This is a genomic window from Pseudarthrobacter enclensis, assembly GCF_030811655.1.
In the GTDB taxonomy this organism is placed as follows: Bacteria; Actinomycetota; Actinomycetes; order Actinomycetales; family Micrococcaceae; genus Arthrobacter; species Arthrobacter enclensis_A.
Window position 1 is genome coordinate 137,840 of record NZ_JAUSRE010000008.1, and the last position, 23,326, is coordinate 161,165.

The 23,326-nt window shown below is 65.7% G+C and carries 24 protein-coding genes; 12 read left to right on the forward strand and 12 right to left on the reverse strand.

Annotation, left to right across the window (positions count from 1 at the left end):
• The first annotated feature begins 48 nt into the window (after window positions 1–48).
• From J2X98_RS09695 to J2X98_RS09720, 6 genes are all read left to right on the forward strand, one after another.
• Window positions 49–576, forward strand: coding sequence for a hypothetical protein (locus J2X98_RS09695; RefSeq protein WP_307307195.1), 528 nt, complete (start codon window positions 49–51; stop codon window positions 574–576).
• On the forward strand, window positions 573–1,799 hold the full coding sequence (locus J2X98_RS09700; RefSeq protein ID WP_141940483.1) for an NRAMP family divalent metal transporter: 1,227 nt from the start codon (window positions 573–575) through the stop codon (window positions 1,797–1,799). The genes J2X98_RS09695 and J2X98_RS09700 overlap by 4 nt, the downstream gene beginning before the upstream one ends.
• Window positions 1,796–2,206: a hypothetical protein gene (locus tag J2X98_RS09705; RefSeq protein ID WP_307307199.1), complete on the forward strand. Its 411-nt coding sequence runs from the start codon at window positions 1,796–1,798 to the stop codon at window positions 2,204–2,206. Before J2X98_RS09700 ends, J2X98_RS09705 begins: the two co-directional genes overlap by 4 nt.
• On the forward strand, window positions 2,193–2,540 hold the full coding sequence (locus tag J2X98_RS09710) for a PRC-barrel domain containing protein (RefSeq protein ID WP_307307203.1): 348 nt from the start codon (window positions 2,193–2,195) through the stop codon (window positions 2,538–2,540). The genes J2X98_RS09705 and J2X98_RS09710 overlap by 14 nt, the downstream gene beginning before the upstream one ends.
• 202 nt (window positions 2,541–2,742) lie before the next feature.
• Window positions 2,743–2,946 carry a cold-shock protein gene (locus J2X98_RS09715; RefSeq protein ID WP_009372930.1) on the forward strand — a complete coding sequence of 68 codons (204 nt, stop codon included), beginning with the start codon at window positions 2,743–2,745 and terminating at the stop codon, window positions 2,944–2,946.
• Window positions 2,947–3,602: 656 nt separating this feature from the next.
• On the forward strand, window positions 3,603–4,388 hold the full coding sequence (locus tag J2X98_RS09720) for a plastocyanin/azurin family copper-binding protein (protein ID WP_307307207.1): 786 nt from the start codon (window positions 3,603–3,605) through the stop codon (window positions 4,386–4,388).
• A 76-nt stretch (window positions 4,389–4,464) separates the two neighbouring features.
• Here the strand turns inward: J2X98_RS09720 and J2X98_RS09725 are convergent, their stop codons facing one another.
• Together J2X98_RS09725 and J2X98_RS09730 are read right to left on the reverse strand one after the other, a co-directional pair.
• A complete protein-coding gene (locus J2X98_RS09725; protein WP_307307210.1) occupies window positions 4,465–5,076 on the reverse strand; it encodes a gluconokinase in 612 nt (203 codons plus the stop codon).
• Entirely contained in the window at window positions 5,076–6,482 is a 1,407-nt protein-coding gene (locus tag J2X98_RS09730; protein WP_307307212.1) for a GntT/GntP/DsdX family permease, read from the reverse strand. Before J2X98_RS09730 ends, J2X98_RS09725 begins: the two co-directional genes overlap by 1 nt.
• Before the next feature lie 251 nt (window positions 6,483–6,733).
• Between J2X98_RS09730 and J2X98_RS09735 the strand changes: the two genes are divergently transcribed.
• Window positions 6,734–7,558, forward strand: coding sequence for an SDR family NAD(P)-dependent oxidoreductase (locus J2X98_RS09735; RefSeq protein ID WP_307307216.1), 825 nt, complete (start codon window positions 6,734–6,736; stop codon window positions 7,556–7,558).
• Window positions 7,559–7,657: 99 nt separating this feature from the next.
• On the opposite strand, the gene J2X98_RS09740 is transcribed toward J2X98_RS09735, so the two are convergent.
• From J2X98_RS09740 to J2X98_RS09750, 3 genes are all read right to left on the reverse strand, one after another.
• On the reverse strand, window positions 7,658–9,376 hold the full coding sequence (locus J2X98_RS09740) for a phospholipase C (RefSeq protein ID WP_307307219.1): 1,719 nt from the start codon (window positions 9,374–9,376) through the stop codon (window positions 7,658–7,660).
• Window positions 9,377–9,436: 60 nt separating this feature from the next.
• A complete protein-coding gene (locus tag J2X98_RS09745) occupies window positions 9,437–10,456 on the reverse strand; it encodes a DUF6454 family protein (RefSeq protein ID WP_307307223.1) in 1,020 nt (339 codons plus the stop codon).
• Window positions 10,457–10,593: 137 nt separating this feature from the next.
• Complete coding sequence (locus J2X98_RS09750) at window positions 10,594–12,006, reverse strand: aminotransferase-like domain-containing protein (protein ID WP_307307227.1); 1,413 nt, start codon at window positions 12,004–12,006, stop codon at window positions 10,594–10,596.
• Between J2X98_RS09750 and J2X98_RS09755 the strand changes: the two genes are divergently transcribed.
• Together J2X98_RS09755 and J2X98_RS09760 are read left to right on the forward strand one after the other, a co-directional pair.
• Complete coding sequence (locus tag J2X98_RS09755) at window positions 12,005–12,931, forward strand: DMT family transporter (RefSeq protein ID WP_307307230.1); 927 nt, start codon at window positions 12,005–12,007, stop codon at window positions 12,929–12,931. The two genes, J2X98_RS09750 and J2X98_RS09755, sit on opposite strands and share 2 nt — an antisense overlap.
• A gap of 18 nt (window positions 12,932–12,949) precedes the next feature.
• Complete coding sequence (locus J2X98_RS09760; RefSeq protein WP_141940494.1) at window positions 12,950–13,573, forward strand: FMN-binding negative transcriptional regulator; 624 nt, start codon at window positions 12,950–12,952, stop codon at window positions 13,571–13,573.
• 3 nt (window positions 13,574–13,576) lie between these two features.
• Here J2X98_RS09760 and rlmC read toward each other — a convergent pair whose 3' ends face one another.
• Together rlmC and J2X98_RS09770 are read right to left on the reverse strand one after the other, a co-directional pair.
• Window positions 13,577–14,704: a 23S rRNA (uracil(747)-C(5))-methyltransferase RlmC gene (gene rlmC / locus J2X98_RS09765; protein ID WP_307307234.1), complete on the reverse strand. Its 1,128-nt coding sequence runs from the start codon at window positions 14,702–14,704 to the stop codon at window positions 13,577–13,579.
• A gap of 109 nt (window positions 14,705–14,813) precedes the next feature.
• A complete protein-coding gene (locus tag J2X98_RS09770) occupies window positions 14,814–15,497 on the reverse strand; it encodes an HAD hydrolase-like protein (protein WP_307307237.1) in 684 nt (227 codons plus the stop codon).
• 73 nt (window positions 15,498–15,570) lie between these two features.
• Here J2X98_RS09770 and J2X98_RS09775 point away from each other — a divergent pair, with 73 nt between their 5' ends.
• On the forward strand, window positions 15,571–16,032 hold the full coding sequence (locus tag J2X98_RS09775) for an Lrp/AsnC family transcriptional regulator (protein WP_141940497.1): 462 nt from the start codon (window positions 15,571–15,573) through the stop codon (window positions 16,030–16,032).
• A 41-nt stretch (window positions 16,033–16,073) separates the two neighbouring features.
• Here the strand turns inward: J2X98_RS09775 and J2X98_RS09780 are convergent, their stop codons facing one another.
• Both J2X98_RS09780 and J2X98_RS09785 read right to left on the reverse strand, forming a co-directional pair.
• Entirely contained in the window at window positions 16,074–17,516 is a 1,443-nt protein-coding gene (locus J2X98_RS09780; protein ID WP_307307240.1) for an aldehyde dehydrogenase family protein, read from the reverse strand.
• Window positions 17,509–18,561, reverse strand: a complete 1,053-nt coding sequence (locus J2X98_RS09785; protein ID WP_307307242.1) for a homoserine dehydrogenase — start codon at window positions 18,559–18,561, stop codon at window positions 17,509–17,511. The genes J2X98_RS09780 and J2X98_RS09785 overlap by 8 nt, the downstream gene beginning before the upstream one ends.
• A gap of 287 nt (window positions 18,562–18,848) precedes the next feature.
• Here J2X98_RS09785 and J2X98_RS09790 point away from each other — a divergent pair, with 287 nt between their 5' ends.
• Window positions 18,849–20,291 (forward strand): amino acid permease, encoded by a 1,443-nt coding sequence (locus J2X98_RS09790; protein WP_307307244.1) that lies wholly within the window; start codon window positions 18,849–18,851, stop codon window positions 20,289–20,291.
• 145 nt (window positions 20,292–20,436) lie between these two features.
• Window positions 20,437–21,210 (forward strand): IclR family transcriptional regulator, encoded by a 774-nt coding sequence (locus J2X98_RS09795; RefSeq protein ID WP_307307247.1) that lies wholly within the window; start codon window positions 20,437–20,439, stop codon window positions 21,208–21,210.
• A 24-nt stretch (window positions 21,211–21,234) separates the two neighbouring features.
• On the opposite strand, the gene J2X98_RS09800 is transcribed toward J2X98_RS09795, so the two are convergent.
• Genes J2X98_RS09800 through J2X98_RS09810 form a run of 3 tightly spaced genes read right to left on the reverse strand, consistent with a single transcriptional unit; the run spans window position 21,235 to window position 23,230 of the window.
• Entirely contained in the window at window positions 21,235–22,005 is a 771-nt protein-coding gene (locus J2X98_RS09800) for an IclR family transcriptional regulator (RefSeq protein ID WP_307307250.1), read from the reverse strand.
• Window positions 22,006–22,034: 29 nt separating this feature from the next.
• Window positions 22,035–22,784, reverse strand: a complete 750-nt coding sequence (locus J2X98_RS09805) for a cyclase family protein (RefSeq protein ID WP_307307254.1) — start codon at window positions 22,782–22,784, stop codon at window positions 22,035–22,037.
• Window positions 22,781–23,230 (reverse strand): hypothetical protein, encoded by a 450-nt coding sequence (locus tag J2X98_RS09810; protein WP_307307257.1) that lies wholly within the window; start codon window positions 23,228–23,230, stop codon window positions 22,781–22,783. Before J2X98_RS09810 ends, J2X98_RS09805 begins: the two co-directional genes overlap by 4 nt.
• Between the last annotated feature and the right edge of the window lie 96 nt (window positions 23,231–23,326).

The window sequence follows — 23,326 nt, forward strand, 5'->3', positions numbered from 1 at the left end:
TGACCGTAGGCAACTAAATCCTTAGGCTGCCTGCAGAGGGCGAATTCCGTGGATCCGGGGCTTTCCCGGGGGCTGGAGGCAAGGGTGCTGGTCAACGCAGCCCGTGCCCGGGCGGCCGGATGGCGCGCCCGGTCCTGCCGGAAGCGTCTGTATGGCGGCATGGCCCTCGCCGGACTCGTCCTGCTCACTGCCTGCAGCGGCGGCACCAGCCACTCGGTGTCCACTGCCGTCAAGGACAGCTCCTCCGCCGTCGCCACTGCCCGGATCGCCCTCCGCCAGGACATGGACGGCAAGCTGACGCGCGCCGCTACCTCCACAACCCTTGACGATGAGCTCAAGGAGATCCAGACCAGCCGGAGCACGGTCCTGAAGCTCTCGCCGGCCACCCCGGAGGACCGCGATACCCAAAAGCAGGCGCTGGACGTGCTGGACCAGTGCGCCGCGGGTTTCGCCACGGCGCGGGCCGCACTGGCAACGAACGACGGCGGCAACCCCTCGCTCCCCGACGGTGACAAGGCCCTCGCCGGCGCACAGGACGCCCTCAAGCAGCTCGAAGACAAGGTGGGATCAAAGTGAAGCGGCTGCTCGGCGTCGCGCTTGGGATCCTCACCGCCATCGGCGGGTTCGTGGACATCGGGGACCTGGTGACCAATGCCGTGGTGGGTTCCCGCTTTGGCCTGTCCCTGGTGTGGGTGGTGGCCGTCGGCGTCGTGGGGATCTGCCTGTTCGCCAACATGTCCGGCCGCGTGGCCGCGGTGTCCGGCCGTGCCACCTTCGAGGTGATCCGTGAACGGCTGGGCGCACGGGCAGGGCTGGCCAACCTTGCAGCATCGTTCCTGATCAACCTGATGACCGTGACCGCGGAAATCGGGGGTATCGCCCTGTCGCTGCAACTGGCCAGCAGCGTCGACTACCTGCTGTGGATTCCCGTGGCGGCGGTGGCGGTGTGGCTAGTGATTTGGCGCGTCCGGTTCTCCATCATGGAAAACGTCACCGGCCTGCTGGGGCTGACGCTGGTCATCTTCGCCGTGGCAGTGTTCCTGCTCAAGCCGGACTGGGGGGCACTCGCGGGGCAGCTGGCGCCCACGGTGCCGCAACAGGAAACGTTCTGGAGCTACAGTTACTACGCGATCGCCCTGTTTGGGGCCGCGATGACACCGTACGAAGTCTTCTTCTTTTCCTCCGGCGCTGTGGAGGAAAAGTGGAGCGTGAAGGACCTCGCCCAGTCCCGGATCAACGTCCTGGTGGGCTTCCCCCTGGGCGGGCTGCTGTCCGTCTCCATCGCAGTGTGCGCCGCCATCGTCCTCCTCCCGGCAGGGGTTTCGGTGACCTCGCTGTCCCAGGTGGTCCTGCCCGTGGCCGAGGGTGCCGGCAAGCTCGGGCTGGCATTCGTCCTGGTGGGCATGGTGGCGGCAACCTTCGGGGCAGCGCTGGAAACCACCCTTTCCAGCGGGTACACCCTGGCGCAGTTCTTTGGCTGGTCCTGGGGCAAGTTCCGCCGTCCCGCCCAGGCCGCCCGCTTCCACCTGTCCATGATTGTGTGCCTGCTGGTGGGCATGGCTGTCCTGGCCACCGGCGTCGACCCCGTTTTGGTGACCGAATACTCGGTGGTGTTTTCCGCGATCGCCCTTCCCCTGACCTACCTGCCCATCCTGATCGTGGCCAACGATCCCCAGTACATGGGCGAGCACGTAAACGGGCGCGTCGTGAACGTGCTGGGCATGGTCTTCCTGGTGATCATCCTGGTGGCCTCCATCGCCGCCATTCCCCTGATGATCGTGACAGGAGCAGGCTCATGACGTCCGCGTCCGCCCCGCTGCCCAGGGCCCCGAAGGTGGGAGGGCGCATCCTCGATGCCCAGCTGCACCTGATGGACCGCCAGGTTTTGGATCACGACGGCGTCCCGGTCACCACCGTGGACGACCTTGAGGTGAGCGGGCCTGCCTTGGACGTGGAGATTGCGCCGGGGTCTCCCGCCCCGGTGATCACCGCGCTGCTGACCGGGTCGGTGCTGGGCACGCGCATCTTCGGCGGCAGGCCGCCGTCGTCCCGGCTGATCCGCATCCCGTGGAAGGACGTGGCGGAGGTGGGCGTGGTGGTGCGGCTTGGGGTCAAGGGTGAGCCCCTGGACGCCAGCTGGGTGGAGCGATGGGTCCGGGACAAGATCATCGCGCGTATTCCGGGAGGCAGCCATGATCCTCGGTGACCTGCTGGGCACGCCCGTGCTGGATGCCGACGGCGGCCGGCTGGGCCGCGTAGCCGACGTCCGGTTCGTGCTGGACGGCACGCCGCACCAGCTGATGGCCGAGCCTCGGCTGCTGGGGCTGGTGGTCGGCCCGCACAGCGCTTCCTCGTTCATGGGCTACGAGCGGAACGGCCTCACCCGGCCCCGCATGATTGCCCGGATCCTCCGGTGGCGGCATCGCGGATCCTTCCTGGTGCTGTGGGAGGACATTGCGGTGGTGGGCAACCGCTCCGTCCGGCTCCGGCCCGGGTTCACCCGCTACAGCACTGCACTGGATGACCATGCCCAGGCCTGACAGGGGCCTGAACAGGGAAGCGATTAGGTGTGCGCCGAATCTCCTGTAGTGTGGAACCTGTTGTTGTGTTTATGCAGTTGGTAGTTCAGGCAGTACGCGCGGTCGAAAGTCCGTGTTCTTCTGAAGTAGCGGTTTTTGAACACCCCACGCCGGAGGGCCCGAAAGTCGGGACATTCCCTCCACCTTCACGAAGGACAAAATAATGGCTACTGGTACCGTCAAATGGTTTAACGCTGAAAAGGGCTTCGGCTTCATCTCCCCGGACGACTCCTCACAGGACGTTTTCGCGCACTACTCCGCGATCAACTCCAACGGCTTCCGCTCCCTCGAAGAGAACCAGAAGGTTTCCTTCGACACCGAGCAGGGCCCCAAGGGTCCCCAGGCCACCAACATCCAGGCTCTCTAATTCCATAGAGTTCCGGGACCGTTAGGTTTCTCGAAAGCAGGCCCTGCCGATTTTTCGGCAGGGCCTGCTTTTTTATGCCGCAAAAGCGGGCCTTGACCGCAGTAAGCGGGGTTGCGGTGCAACGGTTATGGCTGGCAAGGACGGTCATGACGGGACGCCGTCTGCGCGGCCTGCGACCAGGCAAATTCCGGTACCTCGACAAAACACCGTCGAAGGAGCAATCTGTTAGGTGCGTACGCTTCCAGCGTGCCAACCCGACGCCTGCTGGGGCGTGAGTAATCATTTGGATCAGCGCGGCACCAGTTGGGGGGTGCAGGTCCGGCAGTTCCTGCCGGCACCGGCTGCCAGCCCTTCCCGGCACCGGCAGCCGGCACCTTCACTCCGAAGAATCGTGGCCGGTCCGGTCCAAGAGCAGTGGGTTGAATCGGCTGCAGCCATATATCGGCACCTCGCCGATGGCCGTTCAAGAAGGCATTGCTATGAAGCATCATCGGGGCATCAAATCGAGATCCGACAAACTCGCATTTATTGTGGCATGTGCTGTTGCAGTCCTGGCGTCATTGGCGTCAGCGGGTCCTGCGGCAGCAAGCGGCTGGGGACCCCGCACCTGGGAGGTGCAGGTGGGGTCAGAATCCCGCGACCAGGAAATCCAGGGTATGGCTTTCCTTCCATCAGAGATTTTCATCAACGAGCACGACACCATTGAGTGGCAGGCGAATGCCGCTGAAATCCATACCGTGACATTCCTTGCAGCCGGCCAGTCGCTGGAGTCCACACAGCCGTTCAACCCGGGAAACGCCGATGAATTGCTGAAGCGAGGGGGAAGCAGCTACGACAGGCATTCGTATTACAACTCAGGCCTCCTGGCCAACGTTGACGTTCCCGGTTTCCCTGTTGCCAGCAGCTACACCCTGACGTTCCCGCGGGAAGGTGACTTTACCTACTACTGCCTGGTCCACGGCATGATGATGAAGGGGATGGTGCATGTCCGCGAGCAGGGCACCCACTACCCGTACAGCCAGGCCGACTACGACAAGTCATCCAGGGCGCAGGAGCGGTCCATCCTCCGGGACGGTCACAAACTGGACGCCTCACTGGCTAAGCAGGCCACCAACCACAAAGTGATGGCCGGCGGTGACGACGGGGTGGCAATGGTCATGCGCTTCGTCCGTCCCAGCGTGACGGTGCACCGCGGCGAGTCGGTGGTGTTCACCAACTCCGGCATGGGCGCTCCGCACACCGTCACTTTTGGTACTGAACCGGCGAATGTCTTCGCACCGTCCGGCTCGCCGTCGAATTTCACGGGCGGCGACCTCAGTTCGGGAATCATTCCTCCCGGCGGCTCTTTCACCGTGACGTTCCAGGCGACGGGAACATTCGACTACATCTGCGCACTCCATGACTACATGGGCATGACGGGCCAGGTGAAAGTCGTAGATTAACCAAATCAACGCGCCCGGCCGGAGCGTTCGCTCCAGCCGGGCGCGGTGGCGGTTCCACCTCCTGGGGCGGACAGGCCTAGGAAGCGGCCAGATCCCCAGACTGCGCCGGCGCGGACGACCGGCCCGGGTGGGGGTGGCCCAGCGCGCTTGAACCGGAAGCCGGAGCGAGGCCAAGGCGGCTGACCACCTCGGCGGCTTCCTCGGCGGGGGTCCGCCCCACATCCACCACGATGGTGTTCTCATCCGGGCCCGGCGGCTCCAACGTGGCGATCTGCGAGTCCAGCAGGGAAGCAGGCATGTAGTGGTCCATGCGTGCCGTCAGCCGGCGGCCTATCTGTTCCTTGGAGCCTGACAGGTGCACGAACACGACGTTCTTTTCGCGGAGCCGGTCCCGGTAGATCTTCTTCAGCGCGGAGCAGGTAATGATGCCCGGGATGCCGGCCATCGTGTGTTCGATGATCCACGAGGCGATGGTGTCCAGCCACGGCCAGCGGTCGTCGTCGGTCAGAGGGATCCCGGCAGCCATCTTCTCCACATTTTCCGCCGGGTGCAGGTCGTCGCCTTCCTCCAGGTCCCAGCCGAGCTGGCCGGCAAGGATGCCCGCCACCGTGGACTTGCCCGAGCCGGACACACCCATGATGACCAGGACCGGCTGCTGGACAGACTCCGGGGTGGGTGCGACCTCCATCAGGGGACCACCACTGAGAGGACCATGACCAGCGCGAAACCGACCACGGAGATGAGGGTCTCCATGACTGACCAGGTTTTGAATGTCTGGCCTACGGTCAGGCCAAAGAGTTCCTTGACCAGCCAGAAACCGGCATCGTTCACGTGGGAGAGGAACAGGGAACCGGCGCCGACGGCGAGGACCAGCAGGCCGGCGTGGCCGGGGGAGAGGCTGGACGCCAGCGGCGCAACGATGCCTGCCGCCGTCACCGTAGCCACGGTGGCTGAACCGGTTGCGAGCCTGATGGCGACCGCGATGAGGAAGCCCAGGACCAGGACGGAGATGTTGGCTCCGGTGGCCCACTTGGCAACGGCATCACCGACTCCGGCTCCGATGAGGGTCTGCTTGAATCCACCGCCAGCGCCCACAATCAGGATCACGGCCGCGATGGGGCCAACGGATGCGCCGATCTTGGTGCCTATCTTGGCGCCCGTGAAGCCGACGGCGTAGCCGAAGGTCACGAGGGCAAGCAGGACTGCGAGGGTCATGGCCACCAGGGGTTCACCGATGAAGTCGAAGAAGACGCGGGCCGCGCTGGGGTTCTTGGAGTTGGGGTCAACGATGTCCACCACGGTCTTGAGGAGCATCAGCACCACGGGGAAGACGATGGTCAGCAGGGTCACGAGGAATGTCGGCTGGCGCTTGACGTCAGGATCGGCCTGGGTGTGTTCGGTATCGATGCCGCCGGCTACCTTCGGGGCGTCCACGGGGACCCAGCGGGCAGCGTAGATGGCGAACAGCGGGCCGCAGATGATGACGGTGGGAATGGCGATCAGGAGTCCAAGGGCAAGTGTGATGCCCAGCGGGGCGTTCAGGCTGGCGATGGCCACCAGCGGACCGGGGTGCGGCGGGACCAGGCCATGCAGGACTGAGAGGCCTGCGAGGGCCGGAATGGCTACCCGCATCAGCTTCCGGCCCGAGCGCTGGGACACCAGGACGATGACCGGCAGCAGCAGGACGAGGCCGATCTCAAAGAACATCGGCAAACCGATGATGGCGGCGACCAGCGCCATGGCCCACGGCAGGACTTTCGGGGAGACCTTGCCCAGCAGGGTGTCCACCACCCGGTTGGCGCCGCCGGAATCAGCCAGGAGCTTGCCCAGCATGGCGCCGAGCGCGATCAGCAGGCCTACTTCTTTCAGGGTGCCACCGACACCATCTTCGAAGTTGCTGATGACCTTCCCAAGTTCAACCCCGGACGCGAGGCCCACGAATGCGGATCCGAGGACCAGCGACAGGAACGGGTGGAGCTTGAGTTTGACGATCAGGAAAACGATCAGCGCGATGCCGATGGCGGCGACGACGACCAGTTGGGTGTCGTGCCCGTTCCAAGGCTCTGCGGCGGCGGGAAGGAGAAGGGATTGCATGAGGCTTCCTCGGTTGGAGTGCAACCGCCAACGGTGCTGGTGGCGGGCTCCAATAAGTATGACGTATGACACCAAAAAAGTGAATAAGTAGGACTTTACGAGTCTAGGGGAGGCTATCGCGGTGCCCACGGTCGCGGAGAAACCCTGGCCCCGGCCAACCTGGGCGTCTGCAGGGAACAGGCGGCGCCGCGCCGTCGTTGTTTCCTGCGCGTGCTACTGTGCGCGGAACGGCACCCAGCAAAGGACACCCCTTGACTCCTCGCACCATTGTGATCACCGGCGCCAGCGACGGCATCGGAGCGGCAGCCGCACGAACCCTGGCCAGGGCGGGGGAGCAGGTGGTGGTCGTTGGCCGGTCCGCCCAGAAGACCAGCGCCCTCGCCGGGCAGATCGGCGCGGACCACTACCTCGCAGACTTTGCCGACCTGGCACAGGTCCGCGAACTCGCCGACACACTGAAGGCCAAGTACCCGCGCATCGACGTGCTGGCCAACAACGCCGGCGGCATCATGGGCAAACGGACCCTCACGGTGGACGGGAACGAATCGACCTTCCAGGTCAACCACCTGGCCCCGTTCCTGCTCACCACGTTGCTGATGGACACCCTCACTGCCAGCAGCGCCAAGGTGATCAACACGTCCAGCGCCGCCAACAACTTCGGCAAGCTGGACCTCTTCGACCTCACGGCCGAGCACGGCTACAGCACCAACCGGGCCTACGGGACGGGCAAGCTGGCCAACATCCTGTTCACCTCCGAGCTGCACCGCCGGTTCCACGACAAGGGGATCACGACGGCGGCATTCCACCCGGGCGTGGTCCGCACCAACTTCGCGGCGGAGTCTTCAAGCCCGTTCCGGCACGTGTACACCACGCTGCTGAACCGTTTCATGCTCAGCCCGGACCAGGGGGCGGACACCATGCTCTGGCTCATCAACGGCACCGCCGGGACGGACTGGATCTCCGGTGCCTACTACGCCAAGCGCGCGTTGGCCAAGGCCAGCGCCCAGGCGTATGACGCCGGGCTGGCGCGCGGACTGTGGGAGAAGAGCGAGGAACTGGTCAAGGCTTCTGCCTGACCGCCGCGTTACTCACGGCGCACGCCGTCGTGGTCTGCAAACAACAGGGGCCGGGCCGCGAAGTCGCGGCCCGGCCCTGGTGTTGAGGCGCTGGACGGGTTACCGGCTGGCGGGCTCCGATTCGTTGCCCTGGATGTTCCCGTTGTGGCTGATGGATGCGACGGCGCCGGTCTGTTCGTTGAGCAGGACCTTGTCGTTGCGTTCGTGGTGGAAGTTGAACATGGCATTCATGGACCCTGCAGTGGCGTCGGCTGAGGAGTCGCCGATGGTGCCGGTGTGCCAGTTGTCCTCGATGAACCGCAGGATGGAGGCCTGGTCGGTTTCGGTGTGGTCCACGAAGTTCTTCTTCGCGAACGGGGAGATGACTACCAGCGGCTGGCGGGGGCCGGGGCCGCAACGGTCAGCGTAGCCCCCTGCTACCGGGACGCCCTTTGCTGCGGCGTTCAGGCACCATGCGGCGTCGTCCGTGCCCGTGGAGGCGTTCTTCGGCTGGGCGGCGACGTGGTCGTACCAGCCGTCGGAGTCGTCATACGCGAGCACGACGGCGGTGTTGTCCCAGTTCTTGGACTGCTGGATCTGGTTGATGGTCTTGGTGACGAAGTTCTGTTCGTCCACGGGATCCGAGTACGCAGCGTGGCCGTCCTGGAATTCCGAGGCCTTCAGGAAGGAAACGGCGGGCATGTTGTCGCTGTCCACAACCTTGCTGAAATCGGTGAGGTCGTACTGGTGGTTGGCCTGGCCGTTGTGGCCGATTTCCGCATCCGATGCCGGCGGGAGGTGGTGCGGGTTGGCGGTGGAGGCGTAGTACTGGAAGGGCTGGTGGTGCGGGGAGTAGTCCACCACGGAAGCGCCGGCGGCGTTGGTGTGGCCGGCCAGGCATGATGCCGGCGTGCTGCTGGTGGCGGGGGTTGTGGGTGCGAAGCCGCCCTGGAACCAGCCCCATGACGTCCCCTGCGCATTGAGCAGGTCGCCGATGTTCTTGCCGGTCATCCCGGCGAGGTTGTTGGCCTTGGCGTGGCTGCTGTTGGAGCAGTCGTCGTAGACCGGGTCGGGGTCGTTGATGACCGTGCCCACGCCGTTGGCGTCAGGCTGGCGGACGGCGCTCGATCCCGTGGCCGGCGTGGCCACGGGCTGCCCTGCGGCGTTGTACTCCTTGACGCCGTGGGTCTGGCCCGAGATCAGGTTCAGCGCGCCGGGGGTGGACGGGCCGAAGACGGTGCTGAAGTGGTTGTCGCTCATGGCGTAGTTCTGGGCGTAGTTCCAGATGCCGGTGACCGTGTTTCCGTCGTAGTAATCCATGGTCAGGCCCGGGCGTCCGTACTGGTTGGCGCCACAGGCGTCACGGCTGGTGAACTGGACGAACTTGTCCATCGCCCCGCCGTTGTAGGCGTTCTGTTCGGCCTTGTAGCCGTGGTCCTGGTCGCAGGTGACTGCCTGCATCGGGGAGAGCCGTGCAGGCTGGACGGAATTGGGGTTGTTCGGTGCCAGCAGCCCGGCATTAGCCAGGGTGTTGATGTCCTTGGGGGTGTCCTCCGCCGCGGTGAACGCGGCCGCGGCGGCGCCGGAGCCCTGCTGGGTCTCACCGGCAGTGTTGGCTGCCTTGGGGTAGGTGGCGAAGTAGTGGTCGAACGACACGTTTTCCTGGAAGAGCACTACGACATGCTTGATCGGCGTCGCCGTCTGGTCATGGGTGCCGGCGGTGGCGGGTGCGGCGCTGAAGCCGACCAGCCCGGCCGTCAGTGCTGAAGCCGCCAGGGCAGCCGCGCCGGTGGCGGCAGTGACGCTTTTCCTGGTGAATCTTGGTGCCGGGTAAGGCATGGGGTATCCAATCATTCCTGGGGGTTCCCGGCCGCTGTCCGCGGCAGGGTGGGGGAAGTGCTAGTGGGCCGGGGTGACGTCGGCCTGGTACGTGAGGATTTCGGTGCCGTTGCCTTCGTCGCCGTTGTCCGGGGCCACCGTCATGGTGAGGTGGCCGCCGTCGGCGGTCATTTTGAACGGGTTGCGGGTGGCCGCGTGGCCGGCCGTTGACCATTTCTGGAAGGGGACCTCACGGGTCACCTGGTGCGACTTCAGGTCGATCATCGCCATGCCGCCCAGTTCGTAGGTGGCCGCCGTGCCGCCGGCAGGCGGGGTCTGCGGAAGGTTGGTAACCCCGCCGCAGAGCATCCTGGCGTTGGGAACGTACTGGCAGTCCTGGTAGTCGATGAAGTAGTTCGGGTTCTCCCACGTGGACAGTTGTTTGCCCTGGAGGTCCCACTCGGCGAACCGCCGCGAGCCCCAGGTGTTCCCCACCAGGTGGCCGGTCTGCTTGTCCAGGACGATTCCGCCGAAGTGGTCCTTGACCTCGAACTGCTTGTGGACGTCCAGGGTCTGCGCATCCACCTTGTAGATGATGGCGCTGCTGTCTGGCCGGTACTGGGCCACCGGTACCCAGACGTTGGTGCCGTCGAAGTCGATGCCGCCCGGATGGTACATGTCGCCTTCGCCAAGGATGATGTCCTTTTGCAGGTTCCCGCCCTTGTCCATGACGAACAGGTGGCCGATGCCCTTGCCCGGGGTGCGGTCGTAGCCGTCCTGGGGCGTGGGGTATTTGACGGTCGGTTCGAGGATCTGGACGGCCGAGAGGAAGATGTGGTCCTGGCTGTAGGCGATTCCCTCGGTGTGGTAGGTGGGGAAGTTCAGCTTCAGCTTGGACGTCTGCTGCCAGGCCGTGGTTCGGGTGACGGAGTCGAACGCGTCGGCCAGGTCGGTGTTCGTTTCATGGTGGGTTGCGGCGGCGGGGCCGGGGGCCTGCTCCGGGACGGTGGCCTGTGCTGCGGCGGTACCGGCGGCGGCGCAGGCAGCGACTATCAGGGACGCCGCCACAATGAGGGCGCGTCGGGATGGCTTGGAGCTCATGGAGGGGGCCTCTTAAGGTTGGGGTCTCAACAGGAGTTCCCAAGTTACTAATGGGTACTTAACCGGGCATGGCCCCCCGGTGAACTGCCGCTGTCGCGGGATTGTCCGGTTGGGGCGCGGCGGCCGCGCCGGTCTCCCTATCCGCTGTTCCGCGCCAGGGCTTCACCGATGATGCGTGCACCCTCCGGGTAGGCCGCCGGGTTGGGGCCGGAGTAGTTGAGGCGGATGAAGGCGCCGGCGGCTTCGGCCGGGAACCACTCCGTTCCGGCGGCGATGATCACTCCCGCGTCTTCGCAATCACGCACCAGCCGCGGCAGGTCCGTGGTGTCCGGCAGGCGCAGCCACAGGTTCAGCCCGCCTTTGGGCAGGTTGCCGAGGTGTGCCTGCGGCACGTGTTCCCGGACGCTGGTGACCAGCAGGTCCCGGCGCGACTGGAGCTGCTGGCGGAGGCTGCGCAGGTGGGTCTGCCAGCCGGGCTGCGTCACTACGTCCAGGGCGGCGGCCTGCAGGAGCCCGCTGACGTACATCGATTCGGCGGCGCGGTGGGCCAGGATGCGTTCGCGTGCCGGTCCGCGCACCACCGCGGCGGCGATGCGGACGGCGGTGGAGACGCTCTTGGTCAGCGACCGGATGTACACCACGTGGCCCGAGTCGTCCCGGGTTGCCAGGGGTATGGGGTCCGAGGTGATGCCGAAATCGTGGGCCCAGTCGTCCTCCACCAAAAAAGCACCGTGCCGGCGGGCCGCGTCCAGGATTTCGTCGCCCCTGTCACGCGCCCACTGCGCACCCGTAGGGTTTGAATAGTTGGGCTGGATGTAGAACGCCCGTGCTCCGGTCTCGGCGAAGGCACGGTCAACGTCGGCAGGGTCCGGCCCGTCCGGCCCTGTGGGCACGGGGACCAGCAGCACCCCGGTCTGGGCGGCGGCCAGGATGGCGCCCCAGTACGACGGCGATTCGATGAGCATCGGCTGCCCGGCCCCCACCAGTGCGCGGAAAATGGAGCTGAGCCCGCTTTGGCTGCCAGGCAGGATGATCACGTCGTTCGGCGTCGGCGGCGTCACTCCCAGGGGGGTGGCCAATCCCAGTTCCCGGGCAAACCATTGCTGCAGTTCCGGCATTCCGGCCGCGGGAGGCCGGGACAGGGCGGCATCCCCGCGGGCGGCGCGGGCGAGGGCCGACCGGACCAGCCGTTCGGGCAACAGCTCCCGGTCCGGGTAGCCGGAATGGAACCAGATGGCGTCGCCGGGAACGTTGCGCATGGTGCCCGACGACGACGGGAGCGGAGAGGACGGCGAGCGCAGCGCCGCTGTTTGCCAGCCATAGTCCGACGGGCGGGCCGTGCGGACGGCACTGACGAACGTCCCGACTCCTGGCCTGCTGTCGATCAAACCCTGAGCGGCCAGCGCCTGCAGTGCTTTCTGGACCGTCACGGGGCTCGCCTGGTGCTCGGCCACCAGGGAGCGGGTCGACGGCAGCTTCGCGCCCGGCGCAGCTCCGGCGATCCACTGCCGCAGGGCCGCGGTGATCCGGGAGCTGCTATCGTTATTCATGAAAGAACATAGTAGCGCTACCCTGGCGAACGGCCCAGTGATACTGCCCCGTGCGGGTACCGGCATCTGGTGGGGCCTCCTGGGCGTGGCAGCTTTCTCCTTCACCGTCCCCTTCACCCGCGTGGCCGTGGCGGGGATGCCTCCGCTGTTCATCGGCTCGGGCCGGGCCGTGGTGGCCGCCGTCCTGGCCGCCGCGTCGCTCGCTCTCACCCGCCAACGGCTGCCCCAGCCCCGCACCTGGGCGCGGCTGGCGCTTGCGGCCGGCGGCGTCGTCGCCGGCTTTCCGCTGCTCACGTCCTACGCGTTGACCGCTGTGCCGGCGGGCCACGGAGCCGTGGTCATCGCCCTCCTGCCGGCAGCCACTGCCACCGTGGCCGTCCTGCGCACCGGTGAACGGCCGCCAGCTCTCTTCTGGGCCGTGACATTCCTGGGCTCGCTGGCGGCAGTCGGGTTTGCCTTCCTGCAGTCCGGCGGGGCGGGGCACCTGCAATGGGCGGACCTCCTGCTGCTCGGCGCCGTGGCCTGCGCCGCCGTCGGATACGCGGAAGGCGGCCTGCTGGCCCGTGAACTTGGCTCCTGGCAGACCATCGCCTGGGCCCTGGTCCTTGCCTCGCCGGCCATGCTGGTCCTGGCAGTGCTCTCCCTCCTGGACCAGCCGCCGTCGGCCTCTCCCGTCCAGTGGGCCGCCTTCGGCTACCTCGCCGTGGTCAGCATGTTCCTTGGCTTTTTTGCCTGGTACCGCGGCCTGGCCCTGGGCCCCATGGCGCACGTGAGCCAGATCCAGCTCCTGCAGCCGGTAATGAGCATTGCCTGGGCAGCGCTGCTGCTGGGCGAAGCACTCACGTGGACCACCGTCATCGGTGCCCTTGCCGTCATCGTCTTCGCAGCCGCGGCCGTCCGGGTCCGGCTCACACCCGCCCCCTGAAGCACCGAAAGGATTCCCATGTACATCCCCGCCCACTTCGCCGCCGGTCCCGACGCCATCCAGGACCTCCTGGCCCGCCCAGGCGCGGCCAACCTGGTGACCATGACCGACGCCGGCCTGCTGGCAACGCTGCTGCCCTTCGCCTTCAGCCGGGACGTGGGGGAGTACGGTGCGCTGCAGGCGCACATGGCACGGAACAACCCGCAGTGGTCCAGCCCGGCAACCGGGGAGGCGCTCGCCGTCATCCAGGGCCCCGACGACTACATCTCGCCGTCGTGGTACGCGTCCAAGGCCGCGCACGGCCGAGTGGTGCCGACGTGGAACTACAGCACCCTGCACGTGTATGGGAAACTCACGATCCATGACGACGCCGGCTGGCTGGCACGGCACGTCCGCCACCTGACCGGGCTGCACGAGGGCGGCCGCGAGCATCCGTGGGCCGTGGAGGATGCCCCGGACAAGTTCATCGCGGGCCAGTTGCGCGCCATTGTGGGAGTTGAGCTGGTGATCACCCGCGTCGAGGCCAAGGAGAAACTGAGCCAGAACCGCTCCGATGCCGACGCAGCAGGGGTGGCCGCCGGCCTCCGGGCCGAAGGGCGGGAAGCCGCCGCGGCAGCCGTCGAACGCGTGCGGGTGGGGTAAGCCTCAGGCGGCACGTTCCAGCAGTACCATCACCTCGTAATGCGTGGTCTGCGGGAACATGTCCAGGACCCGGGCCCGCTTCGGGGTGAAAGAGGGGAGTGCGGCCAGATCGCGGGCCAGCGACTGGGCGTTGCAGCTGGAGTACACCACGTGCTGCACATCGGAGGATTCCAGCCAGCCGCACAGCTCCCGGCCGATGCCGCGCCGGGGCGGGTTCACGATCACCAAGTCCGGCGATTGGTCCGCCGCGAGGGCAAAGTCGGTGGCGTCGCCGGCGTGGAACTCCATCCCCTCCAGTCCTGCTTCGGCGCTGCTGAGCCGGGCCGAGACGATCGCCTCGCTGCTGGTTTCGATGCCGGTGACCGTGCGGGACGGGGCGGCGCTGTGGAGGGCAAATCCGCCCACGCCGCAGTACAGGTCCCACACGGAGGCCGGCGCCAGCTCGTTGACCCACTCGCGTCCCTGCCGGTACAGGGCCGCGGCCATGTCGGTGTTGGTCTGGAAGAAGCTCTGCGGGCGGAGGTGCAGGTTGATGTCATTGACCCGCATCTCCAGGGTGGACTGCTCCGTCAGCAGGATCTCGCGCTCGCCTTCGAGGACCGCCTTGTGCTCGGGGAGCAGGTTGACGGAGACCACTTCGACCTGCGGCAGGTCGGCCAGGAGGTCCGGCAGGTGTTTCCGTATCCGCGGCAGTGTCTGCTCGGACCGGAGGACCAGGCGGAGCATGATCGCGCCGTCCGGGGATTCCGTGATGATGACGTGCTTGAGTTCACCGGTGCGGCGCGGGACGTCGTAGGGGGTCAGGCGCAGGCGGCGGATGTAGTTGGCCAGCACGGGGAAGACGGCCCGCAGGCCGGGGGAGCAGACGCCGCACTTGCGCAGGTCCACGCCGTGCCCGTCGGCGTCGAGGATTCCGATCGTGGGGTTGTGCGCCGTCCCGCCGACCACCATCTTGGCCTTGTTGCGGAAGCCGGACTCCTGGCTGGCCACGGGCGGCAACCACTCGAGTTCCTGGTGTTCGGCGAGGAGAGCCTGGCAGTGCGCCTGTTTGCCAACCAGCTGTTCGCCGTAGGGCCGGCCCATCTGCGTGCAGGAGCGGCAGGTGCCGGCATCAAAGTAGGAACAGTGCATGACTGCATAAGTTTACCCGGTCGCCTTCCCGGCCGGGGTGCAAAGGTACGACGACGGCACCGTGGGGAGCGCCGTCGTCGCGCCTTGAAGGAACCTTGCCGGGGGGCCGCTAGCCCAGGACGGCCGGAAGGACTGCGGCTGGCGAGGATGCCACGAAGGCGTCCCCGGCTTCTTCCTCCGCGACACCGTAGCCCCACCCCGCGAAGACGGCGGGAATTCCGTGGGCGGCGGCTCCTTGGACGTCGAAGCTCCGGTCTCCCACCATGAGCGGACGGGACACGTCCACGGCCGCCGCGGCCAGCCTGTCCAGCAACTCGGCAATCACATCCGCCTTGGTCCATCTCCGGTCCTGGTCCGACGCACCGCAGATCCTGACGAAATAATGGTCCAGGCCAAAGCGGCGGGCCATCAGGAGCGCCTGGTCCTCCGCTTTCGATGTGGCCACCGCCATCGGCACACCGGCAAAACGCAGCTGCTCCAGCAATTCCCGAATCCCCGCGTACGGCGCTGATTGCTGCGCCCCCTGCTCCGCGTAGAGCCTGCGGTAATGCTTCAGCGCCAGCCGGGAACGGACCTCGTCCCTGTCCAGGCGCTCCCTGAAGGATTCAAGCATGGGCGGCCCCACCAGCCGGAGCAGTTCCTCCTGCGGGACGGGTGCCCCCACGGCTGCAAGGGCCTGCGCGGCGCTGGCTGTCACGCCCGCTGCCGAATCCAGGAGGGTGCCGTCCATGTCGAACAGCACGCAGCTGGCTGCCGCCCCGCTGCTTTGGACGGGCTGGTGCCGAAGTATCATCTCTTTGTGCTTTCGTTCTGGAGCCGGGCCGACTCTTGTCTGCTGTTGGGAAGTCATGCGGTGAAGGGTGGACATGGATCGGGCGAGTCTTGACCGGATCGACCAGGGCATCCTGGCCGAACTGACGCGCAACGCGCGGATCAGCCACGCGGAGCTTGCAGCGAAGGTGCTGCTGTCCCGGAATGCCGTGCGGCAGCGGATCGACCGGATGGAACGGCAGGGGTACATCCAGGGCTATACGGTGGTGGCGGGCGCGCCCGGGCAGGGTCTCGTCTCGGCATTCCTGATGGTTTACCGGAAGGACAGGGTGCGCGGAGCGGACGTTATTGCCGTACTGCAGGCAATCCCTGAAGTGGTCCTGTGTGACGTGGTCAGCGGTGACTTCGACCTGCTGGTCCGGGTGGAAGCCCGCTCCCTGGAACGCATCCAGGAAATCTGGGAACAAATAGCAGCCACCCCCGGCGTCGCGGACACCGTTACGGCGATGACGCTGTCCAACTACGTGCGCCGGGCTGCACCGCTGATGCCGACGTAGGACCGCGCCTTCACGCTCCGCATCCTCCCGGTCGCTGGGGATCAGGGGGAAAGAGGCTGGCCCCTTCCCTCCTGGTGTTTGATGCAGACAACTTTGGGCTGGGTCATCTCCTCGTAGGCGAACCTGACTCCTTCGCGGCCCATGCTGCCGTATTTGGATCCGCCAAACGGCATTCCGTCAAACCGGTAATCCGAGGAATCGTTGATCATGATCCCGCCGGCGTCGATGCTGCCGGCCGCCTTCAGCGCCGTATTAATGGAACTGGTGAAGATTCCGGCGTGCAGGCTGAAGTCGACGGCGTTCGCCAATGCCACAGCCTCGTCGAAGGTTGCGAACGGCTGGAGCATTACCACCGGCCCGAACACTTCCTCCGTCCACAGGCTGCTGCCCTCGGGCACGTTTTCCAGGACCGTGGGGTGAAGCACGTTGTCTTCCCGGATGTTGCCGGCGATGACCTCCGCCCCGGAAGCAACGGCCGCATCGATTTTGGCTGCGAGGTGGTCCACGGCGCCCGCAGTGATCATGGGACCGACGTCGGTGGTTTCCCCAGCAGGGTCGCCGGCCCGCAACTGTGCCGTCTCCCGCAGGAAACGACGGCGGAACTCGCCATAGACGGAGTCGGCCACGAGGATGCGCTGCACTCCAACGCAGTTCTGGCCGGCGGCCCAAAACGCTCCGGAGACGCACGCCTCAACGGCGGCACCGAGGTCCGCGTCATCCATGACGATGACCGGCGCATTGCCGCCAAGATCCATGGAAAGCTTCTTGAGCCCGGCCGTCCGGGCGATGGCTTCGCCCGTGGAGAACCCGCCCGTGAAGGACACCATGCGGATCGCGGGGTTCCTGACGATCGCCTCCGCAACCTCCCTGTCCCCATGGACCACCGTAAGGACTCCGCCGGGCAGGCCGGCCTTGGCGAGGACGTCTGCCAGCATCTGCGCGGACAACGGTGTCAGCGCCGATGGCTTGAGGATGACAGCGTTTCCTCCGGCGATGGCGGGGCCCACCTTGTGGGCCACAAGGTTCAGGGGATCGTTGTACGGCGTAATGGCCGCGATTATCCCCAAGGGTTCGCGCGTGAACCAGCCGGTGCGGTCTTCAGAGCCCTGATAGGAGTCAAACGGGATTGTCTCGCCGGCGTTCCTCCGTGCCTCGGCCCCGGACAACCTCAACGTGTTCACCGCCCGAAGGACTTCTTTGCGCGCCTGCCGGATGGTTTTCCCGCTTTCCGCCGTAATGGTCTTCGCAAAGTCCTCGCGCTGCCCGTCGATCATCGCGGCGGCGTCATCGAGGACTTTTCCCCTGGCATGCCGCGAGAGGGCCCGCGCCTGCGCCGCTCCGGACCGGGCCCTGGCCACGATCCGGTCCACCGCCCCGGGCGATGACAGGGGAACCGCGCCAACCACCCGGCCATCGTAGGGACTCAGCACCTCGCGGAAGGCGGGCAGTACCTGGTCAAGGGGTAGCAGAGTCGATTCACGCATTGGCCGTCTCCCGGCTCCGTGCCTCGTGCATGGCAATAATGTCCGACAGCAGGGCATATGCCGTCTCCATCCGCCCTGCCCCGGGGCCGGCAACCGTTACCGCCCCAAGGAGATCGGTACTGAATGACACCGCGTTGTTGGCCCCGGAAACCCCCGCCAGCCCGTGGTCCAGGGGCAGCGCGGCCGGGGCGACTTGCGCAGTTACCGTGCCGTCCGGATTCCGCCGGGCGGAGCCGACCAGCTTCCACCGCCGGCCTTCGCTCCCTGCCTGCCTGAGGTCGCCGGGGGTCAGCGCTGAAATGCCTTCACGCTTCACGTCCGCAAGCGTCAAGTTCGCGCCCAGCAGTTCATTTGCCAGGATCAGGACTTTGAGCTGGACGTCGTAGCCATCGATGTCGGCAGTGGGATCCGCCTCGGCGTAACCCCGTTGCTGGGCTTCCCGGACCGCTTCGTCGAAGCTGAGGCCGTCTTCCATCCTGCCCAGAACGTAGTTGCTGGTGCCGTTGAGGATGCCTTCAAACCCGTGCAGGGAAAGGCCTGGAAACAGCCGCTTTGCGAAGCGGAGGACTGGGGTCCCGCTCATCACGGCACCTTCGAATTCGAAATGCAGTCCGTTCTGCCGGGCCATGGCCTTGAGTTCTGCGCCGTGCAGCGCAACGGGACCCTTGTTGGTCGTGCAAACGCTCTTGCCTGAGTCAAGGGCCCAGCGGACATGTGAGGCTGCCGGTTCGCCGTCTGTGGGGTTGGTGAACGTCGCCTCGCAGATGATGTCCGCCGGGCACGTCCGGATGATGCGTTCGTTGTCCGCCTCTGCGGAACCCCCGTGGTCCCGGAACGTCGCCGCACCCGGCACGAGCCGCAGGGCCTTTTCGAGGTCGATGCCTTCGCCGCGCACCAGTGAACCAAGCCGAAGGTCCGTGATGGCAACAACCCGGAGACCGAAGCCAAGATCACGGCGGAGTTCGCCGCCCCTGGTTGCGATCAGTTCGGCGAGTGTCCTGTTGACGCCACCGAAACCGATCAGCGCAATGTCGTAAGTGGTCATGGTGTTCCTTCGTTTTGGTGATGGGATGCTCCAATCGTGGCCCCGCCGGCTGTCCGTGACCCCATGTCCAAACGCACTGCCCGGCAGGCGAAACGACCATTCCACCGGCACATCGACATAAGAGGTAACCGTAGTAAACGTGCAACATTGGCATCCTCGTATGATTTTGATGACTAAAAAGCGGCGTTTGTGTTACTTTCGTCACTGTCGACGCGCTCTAGCTCTTCCTGGACACGGCAGCCGAACTGCGGCCGTCCTTCCGACCATCCCCCCACTGGAGGCATCTCTTGGAAACTTCTACCCCCGTCCCGCTCAGGCCAGAGAGGGGTGCATCCCTTTCGGCGGAATCAGGGCTTCGCCGCTCCATGGGGCCGCGGCACCTCGTCATGATCGCCATGGGCGGCGTGATCGGTTCAGGCCTGTTCCTCAGCTCCGGCTACACCATCTCCCAGGCCGGCCCCCTTGGGGCAGTCATCGCCTACCTGGTGGGCGCCTTTGTGGTCTACCTGGTGATGGCCTGCCTGGGGGAGCTGGCCATTGCTTATCCAGTGTCGGGTGCGTTCCACATCTACGCCGCCCGTTCCATCGGCCCAGCCACGGGTTTTACCACCGCGTGGCTGTACTGGTTGTGCTGGGCGGTTGCCATCGGCTCGGAATTCACTGCCTCTGGCCTGCTCATGCAGCGCTGGTTCCCCGGGGTGGACGTCTGGGTCTGGTGCCTCGTATTCGCGGCCACGCTGTTCGGCCTGAACGCGGTGTCATCCAGGTTCTTTGGCGAGTCGGAGTTCTGGTTTGCCATCGTCAAGGTCGGTGCCATCATCGCGCTCATCGTCCTGGGCGGTGCAGCCCTCCTGGGCTTCCACCCGCTGAGTGAAACCGGCAACCACCCGTTCCTCTTTGAAAACTTCAACACGGACGGCGGACTGTTTCCGAACGGATTCACCGGCGTTCTGGTGACGGCGCTCGCTGTCTTCTACGCCTTTTCCGGCTCCGAACTCATCGGTGTGGCTGCAGGGGAGACCAAAGATCCCGCCACCAGCATCCCCAAGGCAATGCGGAGCACCGTCATCCGCCTTCTCGTGTTCTTTGTCGGTGCCATTGCCGTTATTGCCGCGACCATCCCCTATCAGGAGGTGGGACTCGACGAGAGCCCGTTCGTGACGGTCTTTACGGCCACCGGTCTTCCTTTCGCCGCTGACATCATGAACTTCGTCATCATCACGGCGCTGCTTTCGGCCGGCAACAGCGGATTGTTCTCGTGCGCCAGAATGCTCTACTCACTCGCCGATGAAGGCCATGCGCCCCAGGCCCTGAAGAAGCTGACACGGCGGGGTATCCCCATGATCGCCCTCTCGGTAAGCATGCTTGGAGGGCTGGCCTCACTCATCAGCAGCGTGGTCGCTCCGGAGACGGTGTACCTCGCCCTGGTATCGGTGGCGGGCTTCGCCGTCGTGGGGGTATGGATGTCCATTGCCGCCTCGCATTTCTTCCACCGGCGGTCATTCGTCAGGAATGGAGGGGACGTGGCCGGGCTTTCCTACCGCGCCCCGTTCTTCCCCCTGGTGCCCATCCTGGCCTTTACGCTTTGCCTGGTCTCCCTTGTGGGCATCGCACTTGACCCCACCCAGGTAGCGGCCCTCTACTTCGGGATTCCCTTCGTTGCAGCCTGCTACGTCTACTTCCACTTCAGGTATGGACGCAGGGCGCGCACTCACGTGCCGGCAGCGTAGAACCACACGCACATCTGTGGCCTGGTGCAGGCGGCGGGGCCGCCGGCGCCGGGCCACAGCCGTGTATCGACCGGGTTGTCCCTGCTTGCCCGGAGAGTTGTCCGTGTGAAGATAGGCTGGTTGCCGGTCGGAAGGAGCATCAAGGGTGGATACCTCCCCTGAGGCGTCGTCGCTGGCGCAGGGACTGCGGATTGTGCGCGTGGTGGTTGACCGGGAAAAGGCCGGCAAGCAGCTCCTGGGCGTCTCCCAGCTGGCCGCCGAGTTGGACATGGATCAAAGCCGGGTATCGCGCCTGACGCAGGAGCTTTGCGACCTGCGCCTCCTGGAGCGCCGGGAACGTGGCCCGTTCCGGGTGGGAAGCGGCTTCTTCGCTCTTGCGGCAACGCTGAATACCGGGTGGCTGCGCGACGCCGGAGCGGAATTGGAGGCGCTGGTGGCTGCCACGGGGCTGCGGGCCCGGGTCTCGGTCCGGGATGGATTCCGGGTAATTCTCCTGCTGGCATCCAGCAACGATTCCCGGGCCGGCAGCTTTGTGCAGCCAGGCATGGTGACGCCTGTCTGGTGCACGGGAGCCGGGCGGGCCCTGCTGTGGGACCATAAGCAGCACGCCGTCGAGGTGCTGCTTTCCGACGTGAATTTCGTCGGGGTGGGCGGGCCCCGGGCTGCCCATTCCACCCAGGACGTATGGGAGTTGATGGTCCGGGACAAAAAGCAGGGTTTCGTTGCTGCCGTGGAGGAGTTCGAACACAGCATCGTCGAAGTGGCGGTGCCCATCCGTGAGGCGCAGGACGGCATCCTGGCTTCGCTCAGCGTCCTGGGCAGCAGCGCGGAGGTGGCTTCCCGTGCCGGCGAACTCGCAGACGCTCTTCATCAGGCTGCCACCAGGCTGGGCTCTGCGCGTGCCGGCGGGGGAGCATGACGTGCTGAAAGGCGGCGCCTTCTGCTAGTTGTTCGCGGCGGGGCAGCCCAGCATGGCTTCAAGCCACTTCCCGCGCGCCACCAAGGCGCGGGCATGGTGATCAGTCAGCGGTTCAAGCCGGCTCTTCAGGCCGACAACCTGCAGCGCAGCCACTACTTCGCCTCTGAAGTCCCGGACGGGAACAGCCAGCGAATAGAGGCCCGGTTCCGCTTCCTCGTCGACGATTGAGTAGCCGCGCGTCCGGGCGGCGTCCAGCCGCGACAGGAAATCCTCTACGTCGGTGGGCGTGTTCGGGCCGTGCCGCTGAAAAGGGACTTTGGCGAATACTTTGCGTATCTCCATGTCCGACGCCTCCCAGAACAGGGCCTGCCCGGCGTCGCTGCAGTACGCGGGGTAGGGCCGACCGAGCCAGGAACCCACCATTTTGCTGCTTGCCGGGATGCTTTCGCCCACCGTCACCGTGCTGTCCCCACTGAGGATGCCAAGGAAGCATCCTTCGTCTGTTTCGTCCGAGAGCTGCTCCAGGGCCAGCATTCCGTCGGTGTGCAGGCGGCGCCGCGTCAGCAGGTGCGCGTCGGTCAGGAGGCTCCAGTCAAGGGCGAACGTCCGCTGCGGGGTGCGCCGCAGGAACCCTTCCTGCTCTGCTGTCCGCAGGCTGCGGGAAACCTGGCTGCGGTCCCTTCCAAGGTCGGTGGCGATCTCTGCCACAGTGCCGCCGGGGAGGCCCCGTGCATGGCGCTCCCCGGCAGCCAGGACTGCTGAAAGTCCCCGTCCCATGCTTGAAGTCCTCGACATGGTCCGAGTCTAGATGACTGTCCCTTCGGTCAGCAGATGGCAAACGCGCGTGCGGGAAACCCGCTTCCTTCACGTGGTTTGGCCCAGCTTGCAACGATTACCGCGCCTGCTTCCGGAACGCCGGTGAGGTCGGCCAGAAGTTCAATCTGCCAGCGGTCCTGCGCAAGGATGTAGGTCTCAAGGCCGAAGTCTCCCTTGGACGTAGCTGCACCCGGGTCCGTGTCCGTTTGCTCGTGGCCGATGGCTGAAATTGCCCGCTCCTCGATAAGGAAGGAGAGCACTTCCCGGGACCAGCCGGGAGTATGGCTGACTCCGTCCCCATCCCGGTTGGCCATGGCGGCACTGTCCGGCCAGCGCCGGCTCCACCCTGTCCTCAGCGCCACGAAGGAGCCCTCCGGAATTCTCCCGTTACGGTCCTCCCATGCCCGGATATCCGCCAAGGCCGGGGTGGAGTCCGGGTCGGTGTCAACGCGGTGGGTAATGTCGAGGACCGCCAGGGGCAGGATCATGTCCTGCACCGGGATTTGATCCAGGGTGCGGCCGCCGCGGATGAAGTGGGACGGGGGATCCACGTGGGTTCCCCATTGGCCGACGATGGAATACCGGTGGGCAGTGAAGCCGTCACCTTTTTCCAGGTCGAAAAGGGTCTCCCGCTGTTCATCCGGAAAGGCAGGAAAATGCGGCTGGCCGGGATGGAAGGCATGGGTGAGGTCGATGAAGGTCTTCCCACTCAGGGCGGACTTCAGCATGGGCCAAAGGCCTGTGGCGGTGTCGATCATGATGCCGCCGCCCCGGAGTGCGCCTTGCTGTTCAGGCCACCGGTAACGGTCAGTGGCCCCGTGACTTCGATGACGGGCAGTTCCCATGGGTGGATGTCCACCAACTCCTGCAGGAATTGTTCCACCACGGCGTTCTCCGTGGCTGCGTCGAAGTAGGTGGTGAAGACAAAGGTGGGTGAAACGGTCTTTTCCCCAACCCTGCCGAGAGTTGGTGCGGCGCCGTCGCCGCAGGTAAACCCTTCCAGCCCGAGCCCCGACTCGAAGACGTGTTTATAGTTCCCAAAGTCGCCAAGGTCCTGGAACTGCTCAACGGTGTTCAGCAGTTCGGCGACGCCCGGATCCAGTTGCAGCGCCGAGGCTTCCCCGGTGGCGATGCGGGTGAAAGTTTCCGCGCTGATGGGCCAGTGCACGCGAAGTTTGCGGACGGTATTCAGCTGCACACTCACGTGCGGTCCTCCTATGGTGACGGGTAGTTGACTGTCATAGTGGCATACAGTGATATTCATTACAAGCATGCAAAATTGCATATAATGAACATCAAG